This is a genomic window from uncultured Agrococcus sp. (assembly GCF_945915485.1).
In the GTDB taxonomy this organism is placed as follows: Bacteria; Actinomycetota; Actinomycetes; order Actinomycetales; family Microbacteriaceae; genus Agrococcus.
Genome location: NZ_CAMEFJ010000003.1, coordinates 40173 through 58623 on the forward strand (window position 1 = coordinate 40173; position 18451 = coordinate 58623).

Consider the following 18451-nt stretch of genomic DNA (forward strand, 5'->3'; position numbering starts at 1 on the left):
CGCTGGGCGGCGACACGCCGTGAGAGCGCTCTCTCATCGCCAGGCGACCGAGAAGTTGACGGCCACGTGGCTTACGTTGCGTAGCGAGACGGATCTCACCCGACGGCGACGCCTACTGGCCGCTTGCCCAGGAACTTCGCGGATGGGCGGAAGATCTTCGAGTCGCGCGCTTGCTCGAGCGCGTGAGCAGTCCATCCGATCACGCGGGCCGCGGCGAAAGTCGGTGTGAACATCTCCCGCGGTATCCCGCAGTGCTCCATGACGATCGCCGCATAGAATTCGACATTGGCGCGAAGCGATCGATTCGGCTTGTGCTCTGCGAGCAGACGGTCAGCGGTCTCCTCGAAGCACATCGCCTCGGCGACCCTCGGCCCTCCGAAGCTTTCCGCGACTTGCTTCAGAAGAGCCGACCTCGGGTCGGTCGTGCGATACACGGGATGCCCGAAGCCCATCAGTCGCCGGCCGGCCCTCAACTCGCTTAGGATCCAGGCCTCGACGTCGCTGCCGGCCGCATCTAGACTGTCGAGTGCGCGCGCGGGAGCACCACCGTGCAATGGCCCGGACAGTGCTCCGAGCGCTCCCGTCAGGCAGCTCGCCACGTCCGCACCCGTCGAGGCGATGACGCGGCAGGTGAAGGTGGAAGCATTGAACCCGTGGTCCATCGCGGCCACGAGATAGGTTGTGAGCGCGCGTTCGTCTTCAGCCGTCGGAACACTCCCGGTCACCTGACGGAGGTAGTTCGCGACAACCCCTCGCTCGTCCAGCTGCTGTAGCGGAGCGAGTCCCTTGGCTCCGCGATACGCAGCGGCCAAAATGATCGGTGCCGCCGCCGCGAGCTCGATCGACTCCGCCACCCGGGCATCCTCGTCGAGATCGAATACAGGGCGCATGCCCCGAGCGGACCCCAGCAGTGGAAGAGCGGATTGCAGGGCTTTCAGCGGTTCCGCCTCGGAGATTCGCACTCGCGCGACAGTTGCAGCGAGTTCCGGAGTCGACTGCGCCTGGCGGACCCGTGCCTGGAACTGCTCGAGCTCCTCCCCGGACGGCAAGTGGCCGAAGACCAGTAAGTGCCATACCGCTTCGAAGCTGGCGCCGCGGGCGAGTTCGATCGCGGAGTGATCGCGATATTGATAGAAGCCTTCGTCTCCGTTCACATCGCTGATCGCCGTCTCTGTGACTGCCACGTTGCTGAGACCGCGGGGGACCTCGATCAATTCATTCGTCATGCACACAGTGTGCAAACATGATTACCGAACTGTCAATCTTGATTGGATCAATATGGGTGATGCGCTGCCGCGGCTCACGGTCGCGCAGACTGCCGCGAGGCTTGGCGTGAAAATCGAAACCGTGTATGCGTACGTCTCGCGGGGGATGTTGGCTCGCGAGAGAAGCGCCGCCGGATCGACGTTCGACCCGCTCGAGGTTGAGGCATTCGCCCGATCTCGCCGCCCCTCGCCATCCGTCCAACACGGTCGTGCTGCAACGGATGGGCGTCCGCTGATGGTCCTCGAAACCGACATTGCGAACATCGAGGACGACGAACTCTTCTACCGAGGGACACCCCTCACCGAACTTGTGGCAACGCCGTTCGAAGACGTCGCCACCTGGCTCTGGCGCGGAGAACTCGGGGTCGACCCCGTCTTTCCCCGCGTCCCCGATGGGATGCCAACGGCGATGGATGTCATCTCTCTGCTACCTCCGCAGGCGAATTCCATCGACAGGTTGCGGACGACCGTGAACGTCCTTGGCGCCGCGGATCCTATGCGTCACGATCCCTCGGTCGAACAGTTGCGACGCGTAGGTGCGGGGCTCCTGACGGGATTCTCTCGAGCGCTCGGAGACATCGAGGTCTCGCCCGATGCATCGATCGCGGCGGGCCTCTGGAGCTCGCTCGGTGGCGTCGCCGAATCGGATCTCGCAGGGGTTCGGGCAGTCAACGCCGCGCTCGTCGTGACCGCTGACCACGACCTGGCGGTCTCGACATTCGCTGCGAGAATCGCCGCTTCCGCACGGGCCGATGGGTACTCTGCAGTATCCGCAGCGCTCGGGGCGTTCGATTCGCCCCTGCACGGGACAGCGAGCCTGCGAGCAGTCCGCATGATCTCCGACGTCGTTTCCGGCACAGCACCCGAGGTGGCCGTCTCCGGCGCCGTTCGGGAAGGCGGCCGCGGCGTGCCCGGCTTCGGGCAGCCGCTCTACGTGAAAGCTGACCCACGCGCGGAAATTCTGCTACCGCTGGTCGAGCCGCTTGCGGATGCCCGACCCGTGCTCGATGCCGTCCGTTCAATCTCGGAGGTCGTCGGGCGACGCGCCCGCCTGTTTCCGAATATCGATCTCGCACTTGCGGCGCTCGTCAGAGCCGCAAGGATGACCGACGACGCCGGCAGTGCCATCTTCGCGATCGGCCGTACGGCAGGCTGGATCGCTCACATCCTGGCCGAATACGGTGAACGGCCGCTGCGTTTGCGGCCGCGAGGGAGGTTCTCCGGCGCGTGAACGGTGATCACTCGGTTGGCGTCGCCCCTGCTGCGACGAACAACTCCCGGTGATGCGCCAGTCGTGACCTATCGGTGGGCGCACCGTGCCCGGGCAGCAGGATGCGCTCGCCGCGCTCCTCAATAGCGTCCAGCGCCTGCAGCCAGCCGTCGAGATCCGAGGCGTCATCCCACTGCGGATCGGCCCCCACCTCGACGAGATCGCCCGCGATCGTCGCGCTCCCCTCGACGTGCACGACGAGATCACCGAGCGTGTGCGCTGTGGGTTGCGGTTCGAGTGTCACCCGCTGCGTTCCGACGAACATCGTGTAGCTGTCTGCGACGGGCACCGACGGCACCACGACGGCCACCGTCTCGAGCTCTTCGTCCGCTTCACCTTCGGCGCCCTGAGCGAGCCCAGCCGCACGGTGCTCAGTGGGGTGAGCCATGATGTGCTCAACGGCTTGCGTGTGGGCGTAGGACGGCACGCCTTCGAACGATGCCAGAGCGAGGAAGTGGTCCCAGTGCGGATGTGTCACGACCGTCCCGACGACACGGTCACCACGAGCTTCAATCGCTTCTCGAAACAGCTTTGCTCGGGACGGACGGGTGCCCGGGTCGACGACGAGCGCCTCGCCGTTCGAGGCGATGACGTAGGCGTTCATCGATGCTTCCGGCATGACCCAGCGATCGATTTCGTCTGCGACGCGTTCGAGTTGCATTGCTCAAGGGTAGCGGAGTGTGTGATGCCATCCCCAGGTCGAGCACATACCGTGACCGTATGGGGAGGAAAGGCGCCGTAGCGGGGGCTGCAGTGTTCGCAGCACTCGCCGTTCTCGCCGGGCAGGGATGCGCATCCGGGCACGCATGCCCCGCAGTCGCGTGGGCGGACACGCTCACGGTCGAAGCCGACGGCGACACCGATCGTGTCGATCTCCTCGAGCTTTGCTTCGCCGGTCACTGCATGTTCGATGAGGATCTGCCTTCGGATTCGCCGCTCTCGCATCTGCCGTACGAACGAGTCGACGAGAACACCTGGCAGTTCGACTTCTTCGCCGACCCTCCCGACGAGATCGAAGTGCGCGTCTTGGATGCGGATGACCACCTGCTCGCCGAGTCGAACCAGCCGCTCGAGTGGGTCGTCTCCAATTACCCTCACGGAGAGGAGTGCGGTGGTCCGGGTACTGCCGAGGTGAGGATAGCGGTCGAATGAACGCCGCTTTCAAGATTTCGGAGCAGGGTGCTCAGCGTGCGAAGGGAAAGAGCCAGGGCAAGTTCGCGTTCACAGCGTGCCTTCGACTCGACGGAACGAACTTCGTGGAAAGCACCCCGGATTACTCCCCGCTGCGAAGAAGCGTGGGGTTGCCCGATATCGCGGTGAGATTGCAGCTCGAGGAGGTGGAAGGCGGTAACTATTGCCCTGAGGGACCTTAGCCGCGCTGTGCGAAGAACTCCTGCGCGAGCATCCCCATGAGAACCTGATCGTGAAACCGTCCGTCGTGGAAGGTCGCAGCACGACGTACCCCTTCTCGGACGAATCCGCACCGTTCGTATGAACGAATCGCGCGATCGTTGAACGCCCACACCTGGAGTTCGATCTTGTTGAGGCCCAGTTCGAGGAAGCCGTAGTCGATCATGAGGTTCGTCGCCTCGGGCCCGTACCCCTGCCCTACGTGATCGGGTCCGATGATGATCGCGAAGGTGCCGATCCGTTCGCGCGGTGTTATGCCCCATAGCGTTATGTGGCCGACGAGTTCATCACCGGCCATGATCGCGAAGCCTGCGGAACCGGGTCCGTCGTTCTTACTCCAGCCTCGGAACTGTTCGACGGTCTGCGGCACCGGCTGCGGGCGGACGACATCCTGCTGCAACGTAGCCCATTCGGGAGACTGCCACCATTCGGCGAGCTGTTGCAGGTGAGATTCCTCTGCCTGCACGAAGCGGATGCGGTCGCTGCGAAGAAGTGCGGCCCCGTATGCGAGGGCGTCCTGGCTGCTTGCAAAATCGATGTTCATGTCGATCACGCTATCGAGAGTTGCTCGTGTGGGCATCGGCCGTTGGGACTACTGCGGCGGGTGCATTCGCCGACGCAGCAGCTGTTCTCGGAGGATGTCTGCATGCCCGCAGTGCTGTGCATACTCGCGAAACACGTGCAGCAGAACCCACCGCAGCGGCAAGGGTCCGCGACGGTTGCCCGCTAGACCATGTTAGAGTTCGAAACCGCTCAGCCGCTCGTCGGATGCGCGACGTCGCAATTCGAACTCCGCTGGAATCGATGCGATCGTGTCATTGGTCGCGAGCTTGAAGGACGCCCCTGGCGTCTCTGGTATCCCGGAGACAGAACGAGGAAGGCCGTCGAACGCCTCCTCGAACCACACTCGCTCGACGAACGCAGCGTGCTTGACGAGCCCGAGCAGTGTCGTCTTCGAAGGAAACTCGCTTCGTCCTCGCTCATGCCATCGAGAGACGCGACGAGCATCCGCCGGCGCTGATCGCAATTACGTCTGCACATCGGCGCTGTAGTGCTCGCGCGAGTCGGGGGCACCGATCATGACGTTCTATTGCTGGCGTTCTGCTCCTCGCGCAAGATGCGCAGTGCTTTCGGACCGAACCCGTGCAGTGCGAGCAGCTCCTCATCGCTCATCTGGGAAACCCGCTTCATCGTCGTGACGTTGATCTCACGAAGAGCGGACGCAGCGGGGCGACCGATCTTCGGTAGGTCACCGATCTGCTCGGGCAGGTTGCGCGTGCTCACGCATTCAGCCTACGCGTCGAACACGCTGCCGGTCCGGAACACGACTCCGCCGTCTCAAGGCGAGGATGCGCCCACACACACACGGTGCCGTTCAGTCTCTGTGCCGTTCACGGGCAGAACGTGCTCAGCATCCGGCCGTAGTGTCGCAGCATGACCACACGAACGAGACCCCTCACGGCAGTCGTCGCAGTGGCAGCGACACTCGCGCTCGCCGGATGCGTGCCGGGACAGTTGACAGAACCGGACTGCCCCCTGGTCGACTACGATGTCGTCATCAGCGTAACGATCGAGTCGGAGCTGGAGATCGACGACGTCGGCATCTGCGACGATGACGAGTGCACGACCGACGACGACATCGCTGAGGGTTCAGATGTCGACAGCGTCTACCCCGCGCACAGCGAAGGAACCACATGGAACTTCTCTATTATTCGCTGGATGCCCGAATCCGCCCGGTTCGTCGCGCTCGTCGACGGCGAGGAACTCGACCTCGGTTGGCATGATCTCGAGATAACGCACACCCCGATCGTCGAGGGCGAGGATTGCGGCAGCATCCCCTCGTATGAGCCGCTGACCATTCGAGCGTGACGCTCGGTTGGATCTGAGCAAACGGTGTCCTGTAGCTGACGCTGCAGAGACGCTCAAGAGGCAAATCGCCGAGCCCGGTTCACAACGCAAATCGGGTACGCAGGAACTGTGTCGTTGGCTCGCTGTACGCTATGGCCATGCGCGATGCCTACATCTCTATCGCACAAGGGTTACGTGCCTTTTTCCGTATCCTGCCAAGGGGCTTCACCATAACCGCTGCCGTCCTGACAATCGTCAGTGTCGCGTGCTTCGGTTTGAGCCGACGCGCCGAAGCGACCAACGACGAGAGCCCTTTCTACGTAGCCCCGCTCACCCAACTGGGAGGGCTGGCTTTGCTTGTCGCAGCATGCTTTTGGCTCGCGGTGGCAGTGCAAATACAAACTCGAACTCGTAGTTGGCAGTCGGATAGACCCTGGATAGATGTTCTGGCTTGGATGCTGCCTCTGCTAGCGGGCGGCGCCAGCTTTTTCTTGCTTCACACGCTTATAGGGCTGGCTCCTGAGTGGGATAACAACCGTCGAGCAGAAACCTGGGCCCTCTTTTTCAGCTTGCTTGCACTATGCGTCTTCTGCGTTGGTTTCGGAGTCATGACGATTCGTGGCTGGTTCATTCATCTCGGTCGAGTCAGAAGGAGGAGAGGCTGGCTGCCACAACGGGAGCGGCTCGCCCTTGACGAACAAAATCGTTGGGAGCGTGCGTGGAGGTCATCGCAAGAGGCTGCGACTTCGCTGCTTTCACGGCGCGTTCCGCAGACGTTGAGCCTGAATGACATCATGCTGCGACCGGAAGAACTCGCTTTTCTGCGTGCGCCGCTGAACTACGCGCGGCACTACGCCACTGATGTGAGTTACGTGCACACCTCCGGCTTCTACTTCGGCTCACCCTTGTTCGTAGCAGCCGGCCTGATCGGCCAGTCCGTGGCGAACTCGCATGCGAAAGCTCAGGCAGCCCGCGAATCGCAGTTGCAGTGGCGGGAATGGCAAGTCGCCTCTGTAGTACTCACAAACGAACGACTCCTCATCAGAGTAAACAGTCAATGGCTCACATTCGATCATGCGGCCGTCATCTCGTTTCACCCGGAGCCTTCGCGTTGGTACATCGTGATCGAGTACGAAGGAACTTCACCGCTGATGCTCTCCGGGATCGGCGTACCCCATCTGTCTGTCGTGATGGCTTCGATCCTGCGCGGACCCGACTATCTGCAATCGAATCCAGCATTCGAGCCATTGCTCACCGAGCGTCCTTCCAAAACTGGCCGAACCGTGGAAGATCCGAGTCGGATCGAACCGCGTCAAACTTGAGTGAGCGCCCGCGCCAATAGGCGGCGTTGACTGCGGCGATCTGCAGGGACAACGAGCCGGCCAGGTGGCCCGGCCACTGGCGTTCGTGCCGCTCGGCGTCGGGTTGGCGACCCGGCCACGAGAAGCGGCGCTATCTACGATTCGTCACGAGAAGCGGCGCTATTTGCCGTTTTCCGAGGCACACGCCGTCTTTCGCGTACACACATCCACCTCCACCGCAGAAAAGGACCTCTGGGCTCCAAGAGACGGGCAGCGCGCAGCTGACACGAGCAACCTCATCCACACGTTCTGGCCGATAGGCCGAAATGATCGGCACATGCAGAAGGGGAGCCGCACGAAGCGACTCCCCTTCTGCAGTAAGTAAGAAGACCTACTTGACGGTGACCTCAGCGCCGGCCTCTTCAAGAGCGGCCTTTGCCTTCTCAGCGTCTTCCTTGCTCACGCCCTCGAGAACAGCCTTGGGGGCTGCGTCAACGAGTGCCTTAGCGTCACCGAGGCCGAGCGACGAGTCAACGCCACGGACAGCCTTGATGACCTGGATCTTTGCAGAACCAGCCGACTCGAGAACGACGTCGAACTCCGTCTGCTCTTCCTCAGCGGGTGCGTCGCCACCTGCAGCGGGTGCGCCAGCAGCTGCAACAGCAACGGGTGCGGCCGCGGTGACCTCGAACTTCTCTTCGAAGGCCTTCACGAAGTCGTTGAGCTCGATGAGGGTGAGCTCCTCGAATGCTGCGAGCAGCTCTTCAGTCGACAGCTTTGCCATCTTTATCTCCTATGTTTTCGGGATTTTCGCCGAGTGCTTACGCAGCCTCGGACTCCTGTTTTGCACGCAGCGCGTCGACAGCACGGGCTGCCTGCGCGATGGGCGCGTTGAACATGTAGGCTGCTCCGAACAGCGAGGCCTTGAAGGCGCCTGCCAGCTTTGCCAGCATGACCTCTCGGGACTCGAGCTCGGCGAGCTTGTTGACCTCTTCTGCGTCGAGCGCGTTACCGTCGAAGTAACCGCCCTTGATGACGAGATCAGAGTTCGCCTTGGCGAAGTCGCGCAGACCCTTCGCAACGGCGACGGGGTCACCGTGTACGAATGCGATTGCCGACGGACCGACGAGCGTGTCGTCGAAGGCCGAGATTCCGGCCTGGTTCGCAGCGATCTTGGTAAGCGTGTTCTTCACCACGGCGTACGTCGCGTGCTCGCTGATGGAACGGCGCAGCTCCTTGAGCTGGCCCACAGTGAGTCCGCGGTACTCGGTGAGCAGCACCGCATTCGAGTTCGCGAAGAGGTCCGCGAGCTCGGCGACTGTCTCATTCTTGTTCGCCATGGTGCTCCTTGAATTTGAGCTGGAACCCGGCGCACGAAAAAAGCTCTGGCCGCGCACGTAAGGTACACGCCAGAGCCTGGCTTGAAACTCACCTGCGCGGGCTGTCACCTTCGTGAACCTTCGTCCCTTGTGCAAGCACAGGGGTAACCAGCGGTCTTTGGTACCGGATCAGCTTACGGGATGCCCTGCTGATTCTGCAACTTCGGGTTCGGAAGAGAGGCGAGCCGCCCCGACCTCGGTCGCGCACACTGTCGGGCCACGTCTCGAAAAACTGATCGAGCGTGAAAAACGGACAGATGGGTCAGTAATTCGGTTCACCTGATCGAAACGTCAGTATTTCGTTACAAACCGGAGAAGCCGCCTGCCAGGCATCGTGACACCCAACCCGGCCATACCCTCAAGTGTCTTCTGCGAGAGGTAGACGCACAGTGAAGACCGCACCAGACGCCTCCTCCCGGTTTGCTGCGGAGATCTGACCGCCGTGCGCCTCCACGATCGCCTTCACGATCGCGAGACCCAGGCCCGATGAGCCCGCTTCCCGAGAACGCGAGGCATCGCCGCGCACGAAGCGACCGAAGAGCTTCTCGGCGAGCTCGACGCTGATGCCGGGCCCGTTGTCGGCGATCGTCACCAGCGCATCCTGACCGTCCAGACCAAGGCTCACGTCGATGCTCGTGCCCTCCGGCGTGTGCACGCGCGCGTTCGCGAGCAGGTTCGCAAGCACTTGCTGAAGCCGAAGCACGTCGCCCTGCACCACGACGGGCTCTTCCGGCAGGTCCAACCCGACGGGATACTCGCGCCCGGCGGCCTGCGCGTCTGCGACCGCCTCCACCACCAGCTTCGACAGGTCGACCTCAGCGAAGGTCACTTCGCGCCCCTCGTCGAGTCGCGCAAGCAGCAGCAAATCGTGCACGAGAGCCGACATCCTGTTCGCAGCTCCCTCTATTCGCTTCAACGACAGCCGCGCGTCATCGGACATCCCGAGTTCGTGTTTTCGCGTGATCTCGGCATAGCCCTTGACCGCTGCCAGGGGTGTGCGCAATTCGTGCGAGGCGTCGGCGACGAACTGTCGCATCCTGTTCTCGCTGGCTGCGCGGGCTCCGAGTGAAGTCTCGATGTGATTGAGCATGCGGTTGACGCTCTCGCCGACGCGACCGACCTCGGTCGCCGGGTCATCGATGCGCACACGGTTCGACATGTGCACATCGCCCGAGTCGAGCGGCAACTGCGATACGCGTTCGGTCGTGAGGACGACGTTCGTCAGCGGCCGCATGGCTCGCCTGATCGTGACATCGGCGAGTGCAACCAGCAGCGTCGCCGCCGCGATTGCGCTCGTGGCGATGACCATCGTCATGGCCAGCATGGTTTGGTTCATGTCGGCCATGGGCAGTGCCACGAACAGCCGAATATTCTGGCTGTTCCCGACCGGGAGTTCAATGGCTCGGTAGTCGCCTCGAACATCGAGCGATGCCGTGTAGGGTTCCTCCTCGATGCCCGGGGAGCTGCCGACGAGGCGTGCCGTCTGGGGCGGCGTGAGGCTTTCGGTCCGGCCTCCGCCCGTGATGTAAAAGCTCTGCTGGGTAATGCCCTCTATCTGGAGCACGCCGACCGTGCCGATTGGACTGCGCGGATCAAGCTGCTGAGCACGATGGTCGCGGAACGATTGCTCGGCTTCGGTCTGCATGCGCATCCCGTATTCGCGAACTTGGTCGTCGAGCCGATCCAGCAGGACGGAACGCATGACAAGCATGCTCGTCACCGTGACAGCAACTGTCAAGAGCATGAACAGGGCGATGGTGACGACCAGCAGTCGCTTCCGCAGAGACCAGCTGCTGAAGCGCGACCGTCGGGCGACTCCGACGCCTGCCCGTGTCACGACGCGGGGCGGATCTGGTACCCGACACCGCGGACGGTGTGGATCATGGGTTCGCCGAGCGTATCGATCTTCTTGCGCAGGTACGAGATATAGAGCTCGACTACGGATGCGCGCCCGCCGAAGTCGTACGACCAGACGCGGTCGAGAATCTGCGCCTTGGAGAGCACACGTCGGGGGTTGCGCATGAGGTAGCGCAGCAGTTCGAATTCGGTCGCTGTCAGTTCGACGGCTGTTCCGTCGCGCTGCACTTCATAACTGTCCTCGTCGAGCATGAGGTCGCCGACCCACAGAACACTCGATTCCTCCGCAATCGATGCACTGCGTCGGATGAGACCCCGCAGCCTTGCGACGACCTCTTCGATGCCGAAGGGCTTCGTCACGTAGTCGTCGCCGCCCGCTGTCAGACCGGTGACTCGGTCTTCCAGCGAGTCCTTCGCGGTCAGGAACAGCACCGGCATGTCGAAGCCCGCGCCGCGCATCCGCTGCAGCACCTGGAGCCCGTCGAAGTCGGGCAGCATGATGTCGAGGACGACAGCGTCCGGCCGGAATTCACGGACCGCTTGGAGTGCCTGCTGGCCGTTCGCAGCCGTGCGTACCTCCCATCCCTCGTACTTCAGGCCCATGGAGACCAGGTCGGCGAGCGACTGCTCGTCATCGACCACGACAACCCGGATCGGCGACCCGTCGGGGCGCGTCAATCGCGGCTGGGCGCGGAGGTGCTCTTGCGCTGATTCCGTCATACTTCTCCATTATCGTGCGTTCTCTATGCGAGTGCTATGTAGCGAGCCTGGTTTTCTATGTGATCTCTGTGTCCGGCACCTTCGTGAAATTCCGATGCCCGAGTACTCGAAACGGGGATAAGCGACGGAGCGGTCGCGATAGCCAGAGCGTCGCTCACCCTCGAGACTGTGGTTGGTGCCAAGATAGTTCGCATGCAGGATTCGCAGCTCGACCTCTTCGCACCGGCGGAACCGCTGCACCTGCAGCGAATCCTGGCCCGCTCATCAGATCGTGTCTCGTGGCTGCGCCACAGGGCCATGGGAGTCACCGCGACGGATGCCGCCCGCCTGAGTTCACCGAAGGCACTCCAGTCGGTCGCTTGGGAGAAGCGCACGGGCGGCAACGGATTCTCCGGCAACCGCTACACCGATCACGGCAAGGAGCGCGAGCCGCACATTGCCAAGTGGGTTGCTGAGCGATTCCCGCTCGAATCTAGCGATGCACTGTTCCACTCGACGCGCGAACGTCGGCACCTCGCGACTCCCGACGGCCTCAGCGTGGATGGTCTCACGCTCTGCGAGATCAAGACCACCTCGAAGCCGCTCCGCAAGCCGCCGGCGAACTATCTGCGTCAGATCTGGTGGCAGCAGTATGTACTGGGGGCGGAGCGCACGCTGTTCGTGTGGGAGCAGCACCGCGACTTCGCGCCGCTCGGTGAACCGCAATACCTCTGGATCGATCGCAACGACAGCGAAATCGAAGTCCTGGTGCAGCGCGCCAACCTGTTGCTGCAGGCGATGGGGACGAGCGCACCGTGACCGCCCTGGTGCTCCACGATCTTGGTGGTACCTCGCGACAGCTCATTCCGATGATGCCGGCCATGCCGGACGTATGGGCGCCCGACCTCCCCGCTCACGGAGTGAACCCTGTGCCGGACGACCTCGACGATCTCTCGCTCTATCGACTCGCGCGGACAGTGGCCGAAGGGATGCCCGAGCGGGCGTCCGAGAACCCGCTCACCATTATCGGCGTCGGGCTCGGTGCCGCGATCGGTCTGCGCCTCGTGCTGTCGCGGCTGCACAAGATCGACCGTTTCGTTGCGATTCGCCCGTCGTTCGGGCCCAGATCACTGCCCGAGAACCTGACCGTGTACCCCGTTATCGCCGAGTTGCTGGGGGGCCATCCGCGGGATGCCGTGCAGCGTTTCGAGACCAGCGGCGTCTTCAACGACATCCGCAGGTCCTCGCGGGCAGCCGCCAATGAAGCGCTGCAGTTGATTCAGGAACCGAATGCGGCCGAGCGCAGAGCGCGGTTCAGCGAGATCCCGATGTATGCGGCGTATCGCGAAGACGAGTTCGCCGATCTGGATGTCGCCGCCATGGTCATCGCCGACCCGACCGACCCCGTGCACCCGCTCTGGCTCGCGCAGCAGTGGCAACACCTCCTCGGGGCCGCCATGCGGGTCACGCCCGACCGCGGCCGCAATCCGCACGCCGTCGATGCCTGGATTCAGAACGAACTCGCGACCTACCTGGTCGGCGTACGCTGACCAAGGTGACGTTGATCGGTCCGGTTACTGCGAGACCCACGCGGCTCAGATCGCGCGGATAGGGGTTGAGCTTGAAGCGGAGATCTGCGCGCCCAGACGGATTTTATCGGTTGAGACGGCGTCTAGACCCGTAATAACCGTCTGGAGCCGATGATTCGCTGAGAGTGTCGAAACCGGTTGAAGCACGCGGCTCTTCCCAACCACTGTGCCGCTCCAAAGGTTTACCTGCTCGGAGATCCCTGCCTTGCAGGAAATCGGTCCTCGACCCTTTGACAACGGCACCTCCAAGGGTCTACCTACCCGGAGATCCCTGCCCGTCAGGAATTCGGTTCACCACCCTTCCCCGAAAGCCCTTCCAAAAGTTCACCTACTCGGAGGATCCCTGCCCGTCAGGAAATCGGTCCTCGACCGATTTCGGCACATACCGATTCGATTCGACGAGCACGAGCACCATCAGCCACAGAACACCGATACCGGCAGCGACGTGTTCGGCGATCGCCCCCAGCTCGGAGGTGCTGCCCGCAAGCGAGAGGAGTCCTCCCGTGCCCGCGATCACGCCGATCAGCACAGCTGCAACGATCGTCACGACTCTGAACCGACGTGACCCCGTGAATGCGATCTGGAGCATCGCAAGGCATCCGAGCACGAAACCGAAGATCGCGAACCAGATGTGCACGAGATCTTGAGCTGTTGCGTCCGGGTTGCCGAGCCCCGGGCAGTTCTCCGTACAGTTCACCTGGCTCGCGACAAGGAAGGCGAGCGCCGCAAGCGCGATGGTGATCCAGGCCGGCAGCGGTTTCGTTCGAACGCGACGCAACGGCCAGGCTGAAAGAAGAAACCCGAGCGCCAGCATCGTGAAGCCGGTTTTGAAATCGCTCTCGGTCAAGAGTCCCTGGGCACCGAACTCCGAAATGTAGTACCACCGGTCGTGATGGGCTCGCTGAGCGACCATGATGCCGCCACCACCGGCCAGCAACAGAACCACGGCGAGTGCGACCACTCGCTCAAGCGCCATGCGACTGATCCCCACATCTTCGAGCGTATCCCAGCCGCGGACCGTGTCGGACGTCGAACGAGCACCCGCCATTATTGCGAAACTCAGTGCAACAGTGCGTCATATCTCTCGCACGTCGATTCCCGATTCCGATAGCTTGGAGACATGCGTGCAGTAGCTCTCCAATCGCTCGGCCCAGACGCCGTTCCTTCGGTCACCGACGTCGAGGCGCCCATCGCTCTCATGAACGAAGCACTCGTCGACGTACGAGCGGCGGGAATAAACCCCATCGATTGGAAGAGCATCCGCGGCAAGGGCGTCGCGCCCGCCGTGAAGCTCTTCCCCTGGGTCCCTGGCAATGACTTCGCGGGCACCGTCGCGCAGTCGCCGTACGAGGCTCACGAGCTCCAGGCCGGTGACGCTGTCTTCGGGATCGCGAACCCCGGCCGCAGCGGCGGCTCGTTCGCAGAGCAGGCGGCGGTGTCTACGCTGCAGATCGCTCGCAAGCCCGAGTCGCTGACTTTCGAAGAGGCCGCTGCTGTTCCGTGCGCAGGGCTCACCGCATGGGATGCCGTCGTGCGGGTCGCGAAAGCGCGAACGGGGCAGCGCATCCTGGTCCATGCCGGGGCAGGAGGGGTAGGCCACTTCGCGGTCCAGTTCGCTCGCTTCTTCGGCGCGCACGTCATCGCGACGGCCTCCGAACGCAACCTGGACTTCCTGCGCGAGCTCGGAGCAGACGAGGTCATCGACTACCGGGCTCAACGCTTCGAAGAAACTACGCAGAAGGTCGACGTCGTCGTCGACCTCGTCGGCAACGTGCAAGACGACACCGGTTCGCGTTCCCTCAACGTATTGAAGAGCGACGGGCTGTACCTGAACATCCCGACGGGGTCGTGGCCGGGCTACGCAGAGGCCGCAGAGCGAGCCGGTATGCGCTACTCGCACATCAAAGTCGAACCCGATCGCGAGAATCTCGCGACGATAGGGCGGCTGCTCGACAACGGGGATGTGAGGGTGCACGTCGACGACGTGTTCGCGCTGGAAGACATCGAGTCGGCCATCGAGGCCCAATCGAGCGGGCACACGCGCGGCAAGCTCGTGCTCAAAGTGGCTTAGCGTTCGCCGACACGGCAAGATAGTCCTATGAGCGATGCGAAGAAGCCGCTGCTGGAAGTCGAGGGCCTGAAGGTCGAGTTCACAACGCAGGATGGCAACGTCACGGCCGTGCACGAGGCGAGCCTCTCGATCGGCGCGGGCGAAACCTTGGCCATCGTGGGCGAGTCCGGCTCGGGCAAGTCGACGACGGCGATGTCGGTTATCGGCCTGCTACCCGGCAACGGACGCGTCGGCGCGGGCAGCATCCGCCTCGACGGCGAAGAGCTGGTCGGTGCGAGCGAATCGAAGATGCGCTCCATCCGCGGCCGTCGTATCGGCCTCGTGCCGCAGGACCCGATGTCGAATCTGAACCCCGTCGCGAAGATCGGCACGCAGGTCGCGGAGACGCTGCTCGCCCATGGCCTCGCCACGAAGAAGAACATCGACGAGAAGGTCGTTGCGACGCTCGAAGCCGCGGGTCTCCCGAATGCCGCCGAGCGCGCAAAGCAGTACCCGCACGAGTTCTCCGGCGGGATGCGCCAGCGCGCGCTCATCGCGATCGGGCTCGCCTGCCAGCCCGAGCTGCTCATCGCGGATGAGCCGACCAGCGCACTCGACGTGACAGTACAGCGGACGATCCTTGATCAGCTCGACGAGATGACGCGCGAGATCGGCACCTCCGTCCTGTTGATCACGCACGACCTCGGGCTCGCTGCCGAGCGTGCACAGCAGGTCGTGGTCATGCACCGCGGACGAGTCGTCGAACAGGGGCCCGCGAAGCAGATTCTCGAAGACCCTCAGCACGCGTACACGCAGTCGCTCGTGAAAGCGGCCCCTTCCGTCGCTATGGCGCGGCTCGCTCCGGAAGACTTCATCGACCACGGTGACACCGCGACGGACGGCACCGTGGATACGATCGTCGAGTTCGAGAACGTCACGAAGGAATTCCAGATACGCGGTCGACGAGAACCGTTCAAGGCGGTCGACGATGTCTCGCTGAAAGTGCCGCGCGGCACGACGGTGTCCATCGTGGGCGAATCCGGCTCCGGCAAGACAACGACCGCCAGGATGCTCCTGAAGGCGTACGAGCCCACGAGCGGCACCGTGCGCTTCGAGGGCAAAGACGTCTTCGGGCTCTCACGGGCGGAGCAGCGGGAGTTCCGGCAGCGGGTGCAGCCCGTCTTCCAGGACCCGTATTCCTCGCTGAACCAGATGTTCACAATCGAGCGCATCATCCAGGAACCACTCGATTTCTACAAGAAGGGCACGAAGACCGAACGGCAGAAGCGCGTTCGCGAGCTGCTCGACCACGTTGCCCTGCCGAGCGACATGGCGCGGCGGTACCCCTCCGAGCTTTCCGGCGGCCAGCGACAGCGCGTCGCCATTGCACGGGCGCTCGCCCTCTCACCCGACTTGATCGTCTGCGACGAGCCGGTATCAGCGCTGGATGTGCTGGTGCAGGATCAGATTCTGCGCCTGCTCGGCGACCTGCAGAAGGATTTGGGGCTCAGCTACCTCTTCATCTCCCACGATCTCGCCGTCGTACGGCTCATCAGCGACTACGTCGCCGTGATGCAAGACGGGAAGCTCGTCGAGGCGGCGACGAGCGAAGAGATCTTCACCAATCCCCGCGACCCGTATACGCGCAAGCTGCTCGCTTCGATTCCCGGCAACGAGCTCAAAATCGCGAGCTAGCGCCAGCTCAGGGACGCAGCAGCATTCAAGGCGGTGTTTGAGTCGGTATTTCCGAAGAATTCCGACCCGAACCCCGCCCCGAACAGGGTGCGACCGCGTTAGCGTTTCCGGGACCTCGGGTCCATCGCCTCGCGCAGCGCCTCGCCGAACAGCGTGAAGCCGAAGGCCGTGATCATGATGCACAAGCCGGGCAGGAACGCCAGCTGCGGTGCAATCGCAAGCTCGTTCTGAGCGTAGGTCAGCATCCTGCCCCACTCCGCGGTCTCGGGGCGACCGCCGCCGAGCCCCAGGAACGAGAGCGCCGCCGCATCGATAACAGCGGTTGCGAGCGTCAGCGTCGCCTGCACGATTACGGGCCCGACGGAGTTCGGCAGGAGGTGCGACATCGTCACGCGACCCCTTCCGAGCCCGAGCGTGCGGGCGGCCAGCACGTAGTCGGCCTCCCGCTGCTGGAGCATCGACGAACGCAGCAGGCGGGCAAAGATCGGCACCTGCGCAACTCCGATGGCGATCATCACGGCAAGCGGCGTTGGGCCGAGAATCGCGGCGATCGAAACGGCCAGCAGCAGATTCGGCACAGACAGCAGAATGTCGACGAACCGCATGATCACGGTGTCGACCCATTTGCCGAACGCGCCGGCGATCGCACCGAGAAGCATGCCGCCGACGAGGCCGAACAGCGTCGAGACGATACCGATCACGAGGGAGGCTCGTGCTCCCCAGATCAGCTTCGAGAGGACGTCGCCGCCGAAGCGGTCGATGCCGAGGGGGTATCCCGGAATTTCGCCGATACCCGGCAGATACGTAGGGGTCAGATGCTCCCTGGCCGGGCTCGCGAGCTCGGGGTACGGGGCGAGCCACGGCGCGAAAATCGCGACCAGCACGAAGAGAGCGACGACGATAGCTCCCGTCCAGGCTCCCGGATTGCGACGCAGACGCCGGAAGATGTCACTCCAGTAACTGCCGCTTCTGCGGGCTCCCGCACCGTCCTCTGGTCCCCCGGGTGCGACGGGGATGACGCCTGCCGTACTCACTGGACCCTCACTCTCGGATCGATGAAGCTATACGAGATATCGACCAGGAGGTTGATGATCGCATAGGCGAGCGCGATGAAGAGCACGAAGCCCTGCAAGACCGGGAAGTCACGTGCGAAGATCGCGGTTGCGAGGAACCCTCCGACTCCCGGGAAGGCGAAGACGGTCTCCGTCAACACCGCTCCGGAGATCAGGAGCCCCGCCTGCAGTCCGATCGTGGTCACAACCGGCAGCATCGCGTTGCGCAGCACGAAGCGGTTGCGGATGATCTTGCTCGCGATTCCCTTCGCACGCCCCGTCCTGACGTAGTCGGCGCCCAGGACCTCGAGCACGGAGGCCCTCGTGATGCGCACGATGATGGCCAGCGGGATCGTCGAGAGCGCGAGAGCCGGTAGCAGCAAGTGCGTCAGCGCGTTCAGGGCCGCATCGAACTCACCCGTGAGCAAGCCGTCCAGAACGTAGAAACCGGTTGCGTGGGTTGCGTCGATGCCTCGATCCTGGCGCCCCGTCGTCGGCAGCCAGCCGAGCTGCACCGCGAACAACCACTTGAGCATGAAGGCGAGGAAGAAGACGGGAATCGTGATGCCGAGCAGGCTGCCGCCGACCATGAGGTGGTCGAGGATCTTGCCGTGCTTCCTTGCCGCCCAGTATCCGAGCGGGATGCCGATTCCGACCGCGATGATCAGTGCGAGTACCGAGAGCTCGATCGTCGCCGGGAACCGGTTCGCGAACTCTTCCAGCACTGGCCTTCGAGTGCTGATCGAATTGCCGAAGTCACCCTGCAGGAGCCTCCCCAGCCAGGTGACGTACTGCTCGTGCAGCGGCCTGTCGAACCCGTACGCCTCGTTGATGCGCTCCACCGCTTCGGGGGTGGCGCGCTCCCCCAGCAGCGCCGCAGCCGGTCCGCCGGGCAGCGCTCTCACCCAGAGGAAGAGCAGGACGGTTAACCCGAACAGGGTTGGGATCAACAGCAATATGCGTTTGCCGATGGTTCTCAGCACTTCGAGCTTCTCCGTTAGTGGTTATAGATGCCGATCGTGGCGGATGCCGCGGC

At 63.3% G+C, this 18451-nt stretch carries 19 protein-coding genes and 1 pseudogene; 8 read left to right on the forward strand and 12 right to left on the reverse strand.

What is annotated here, in order from left to right; genetic code table 11:
- Positions 1–95 precede the first annotated feature (95 nt).
- On the reverse strand, positions 96–1226 hold the full coding sequence (locus tag Q0O95_RS01175) for a citrate/2-methylcitrate synthase (RefSeq protein ID WP_293694519.1): 1131 nt from the start codon (positions 1224–1226) through the stop codon (positions 96–98).
- Positions 1227–1278: 52 nt separating this feature from the next.
- Here Q0O95_RS01175 and Q0O95_RS01180 point away from each other — a divergent pair, with 52 nt between their 5' ends.
- Positions 1279–2496, forward strand: a complete 1218-nt coding sequence (locus Q0O95_RS01180; RefSeq protein ID WP_293694521.1) for a citrate/2-methylcitrate synthase — start codon at positions 1279–1281, stop codon at positions 2494–2496.
- A gap of 7 nt (positions 2497–2503) precedes the next feature.
- On the opposite strand, the gene Q0O95_RS01185 is transcribed toward Q0O95_RS01180, so the two are convergent.
- Positions 2504–3196 carry an MBL fold metallo-hydrolase gene (locus Q0O95_RS01185; protein WP_293694523.1) on the reverse strand — a complete coding sequence of 231 codons (693 nt, stop codon included), beginning with the start codon at positions 3194–3196 and terminating at the stop codon, positions 2504–2506.
- A gap of 59 nt (positions 3197–3255) precedes the next feature.
- Here Q0O95_RS01185 and Q0O95_RS01190 point away from each other — a divergent pair, with 59 nt between their 5' ends.
- On the forward strand, positions 3256–3687 hold the full coding sequence (locus Q0O95_RS01190; protein ID WP_293694525.1) for a hypothetical protein: 432 nt from the start codon (positions 3256–3258) through the stop codon (positions 3685–3687).
- Positions 3688–3904: 217 nt separating this feature from the next.
- Here the strand turns inward: Q0O95_RS01190 and Q0O95_RS01195 are convergent, their stop codons facing one another.
- The 3 genes and pseudogenes from Q0O95_RS01195 to Q0O95_RS01205 all read right to left on the reverse strand — a co-directional run bounded on the left by Q0O95_RS01195 (position 3905) and on the right by Q0O95_RS01205 (position 5229).
- The gene (locus tag Q0O95_RS01195; RefSeq protein WP_293694527.1) at positions 3905–4489 is read right to left on the reverse strand and encodes a GNAT family protein; all 585 of its coding nucleotides are present in this window, start codon (positions 4487–4489) and stop codon (positions 3905–3907) included.
- Positions 4490–4537: 48 nt separating this feature from the next.
- Positions 4538–4972: pseudogene (locus Q0O95_RS01200) on the reverse strand (DUF664 domain-containing protein).
- 50 nt (positions 4973–5022) lie between these two features.
- Entirely contained in the window at positions 5023–5229 is a 207-nt protein-coding gene (locus tag Q0O95_RS01205) for a hypothetical protein (protein WP_293694529.1), read from the reverse strand.
- 150 nt (positions 5230–5379) lie between these two features.
- Here Q0O95_RS01205 and Q0O95_RS01210 point away from each other — a divergent pair, with 150 nt between their 5' ends.
- Positions 5380–5814 carry a hypothetical protein gene (locus tag Q0O95_RS01210; RefSeq protein ID WP_293694531.1) on the forward strand — a complete coding sequence of 145 codons (435 nt, stop codon included), beginning with the start codon at positions 5380–5382 and terminating at the stop codon, positions 5812–5814.
- A gap of 137 nt (positions 5815–5951) precedes the next feature.
- Positions 5952–7115, forward strand: a complete 1164-nt coding sequence (locus Q0O95_RS01215) for a hypothetical protein (protein WP_293694533.1) — start codon at positions 5952–5954, stop codon at positions 7113–7115.
- Between the two features lie 370 nt (positions 7116–7485).
- Here the strand turns inward: Q0O95_RS01215 and rplL are convergent, their stop codons facing one another.
- The 4 genes from rplL to Q0O95_RS01235 form a co-directional block, all read right to left on the reverse strand.
- On the reverse strand, positions 7486–7878 hold the full coding sequence (rplL, locus tag Q0O95_RS01220; RefSeq protein WP_293694535.1) for a 50S ribosomal protein L7/L12: 393 nt from the start codon (positions 7876–7878) through the stop codon (positions 7486–7488).
- Positions 7879–7915: 37 nt separating this feature from the next.
- Positions 7916–8434 (reverse strand): 50S ribosomal protein L10, encoded by a 519-nt coding sequence (gene rplJ, locus Q0O95_RS01225; protein ID WP_293694537.1) that lies wholly within the window; start codon positions 8432–8434, stop codon positions 7916–7918.
- A 397-nt stretch (positions 8435–8831) separates the two neighbouring features.
- Entirely contained in the window at positions 8832–10310 is a 1479-nt protein-coding gene (locus Q0O95_RS01230) for a HAMP domain-containing sensor histidine kinase (protein ID WP_293694539.1), read from the reverse strand.
- Positions 10307–11050, reverse strand: coding sequence for a response regulator transcription factor (locus tag Q0O95_RS01235; protein ID WP_293694541.1), 744 nt, complete (start codon positions 11048–11050; stop codon positions 10307–10309). The genes Q0O95_RS01230 and Q0O95_RS01235 overlap by 4 nt, the downstream gene beginning before the upstream one ends.
- A 192-nt stretch (positions 11051–11242) precedes the next feature.
- On the opposite strand from Q0O95_RS01235, the gene Q0O95_RS01240 reads away from it, so the two are divergent.
- Positions 11243–11848, forward strand: coding sequence for a YqaJ viral recombinase family protein (locus Q0O95_RS01240; RefSeq protein ID WP_293694543.1), 606 nt, complete (start codon positions 11243–11245; stop codon positions 11846–11848).
- Positions 11845–12579 (forward strand): alpha/beta hydrolase, encoded by a 735-nt coding sequence (locus tag Q0O95_RS01245; RefSeq protein WP_293694545.1) that lies wholly within the window; start codon positions 11845–11847, stop codon positions 12577–12579. Before Q0O95_RS01240 ends, Q0O95_RS01245 begins: the two co-directional genes overlap by 4 nt.
- Positions 12580–12946: 367 nt before the next feature.
- On the opposite strand, the gene Q0O95_RS01250 is transcribed toward Q0O95_RS01245, so the two are convergent.
- Positions 12947–13609: a DUF998 domain-containing protein gene (locus tag Q0O95_RS01250; protein ID WP_293694547.1), complete on the reverse strand. Its 663-nt coding sequence runs from the start codon at positions 13607–13609 to the stop codon at positions 12947–12949.
- A gap of 129 nt (positions 13610–13738) precedes the next feature.
- Here Q0O95_RS01250 and Q0O95_RS01255 point away from each other — a divergent pair, with 129 nt between their 5' ends.
- Entirely contained in the window at positions 13739–14689 is a 951-nt protein-coding gene (locus Q0O95_RS01255) for an NADP-dependent oxidoreductase (protein WP_293694549.1), read from the forward strand.
- A 27-nt stretch (positions 14690–14716) separates the two neighbouring features.
- Positions 14717–16363, forward strand: coding sequence for an ABC transporter ATP-binding protein (locus Q0O95_RS01260; RefSeq protein WP_293694551.1), 1647 nt, complete (start codon positions 14717–14719; stop codon positions 16361–16363).
- Between the two features lie 98 nt (positions 16364–16461).
- Here Q0O95_RS01260 and Q0O95_RS01265 read toward each other — a convergent pair whose 3' ends face one another.
- Complete coding sequence (locus Q0O95_RS01265) at positions 16462–17379, reverse strand: ABC transporter permease (RefSeq protein ID WP_293694635.1); 918 nt, start codon at positions 17377–17379, stop codon at positions 16462–16464.
- Positions 17380–17393: 14 nt separating this feature from the next.
- Positions 17394–18398: an ABC transporter permease gene (locus Q0O95_RS01270; protein ID WP_293694553.1), complete on the reverse strand. Its 1005-nt coding sequence runs from the start codon at positions 18396–18398 to the stop codon at positions 17394–17396.
- Positions 18399–18451 lie beyond the last annotated feature (53 nt).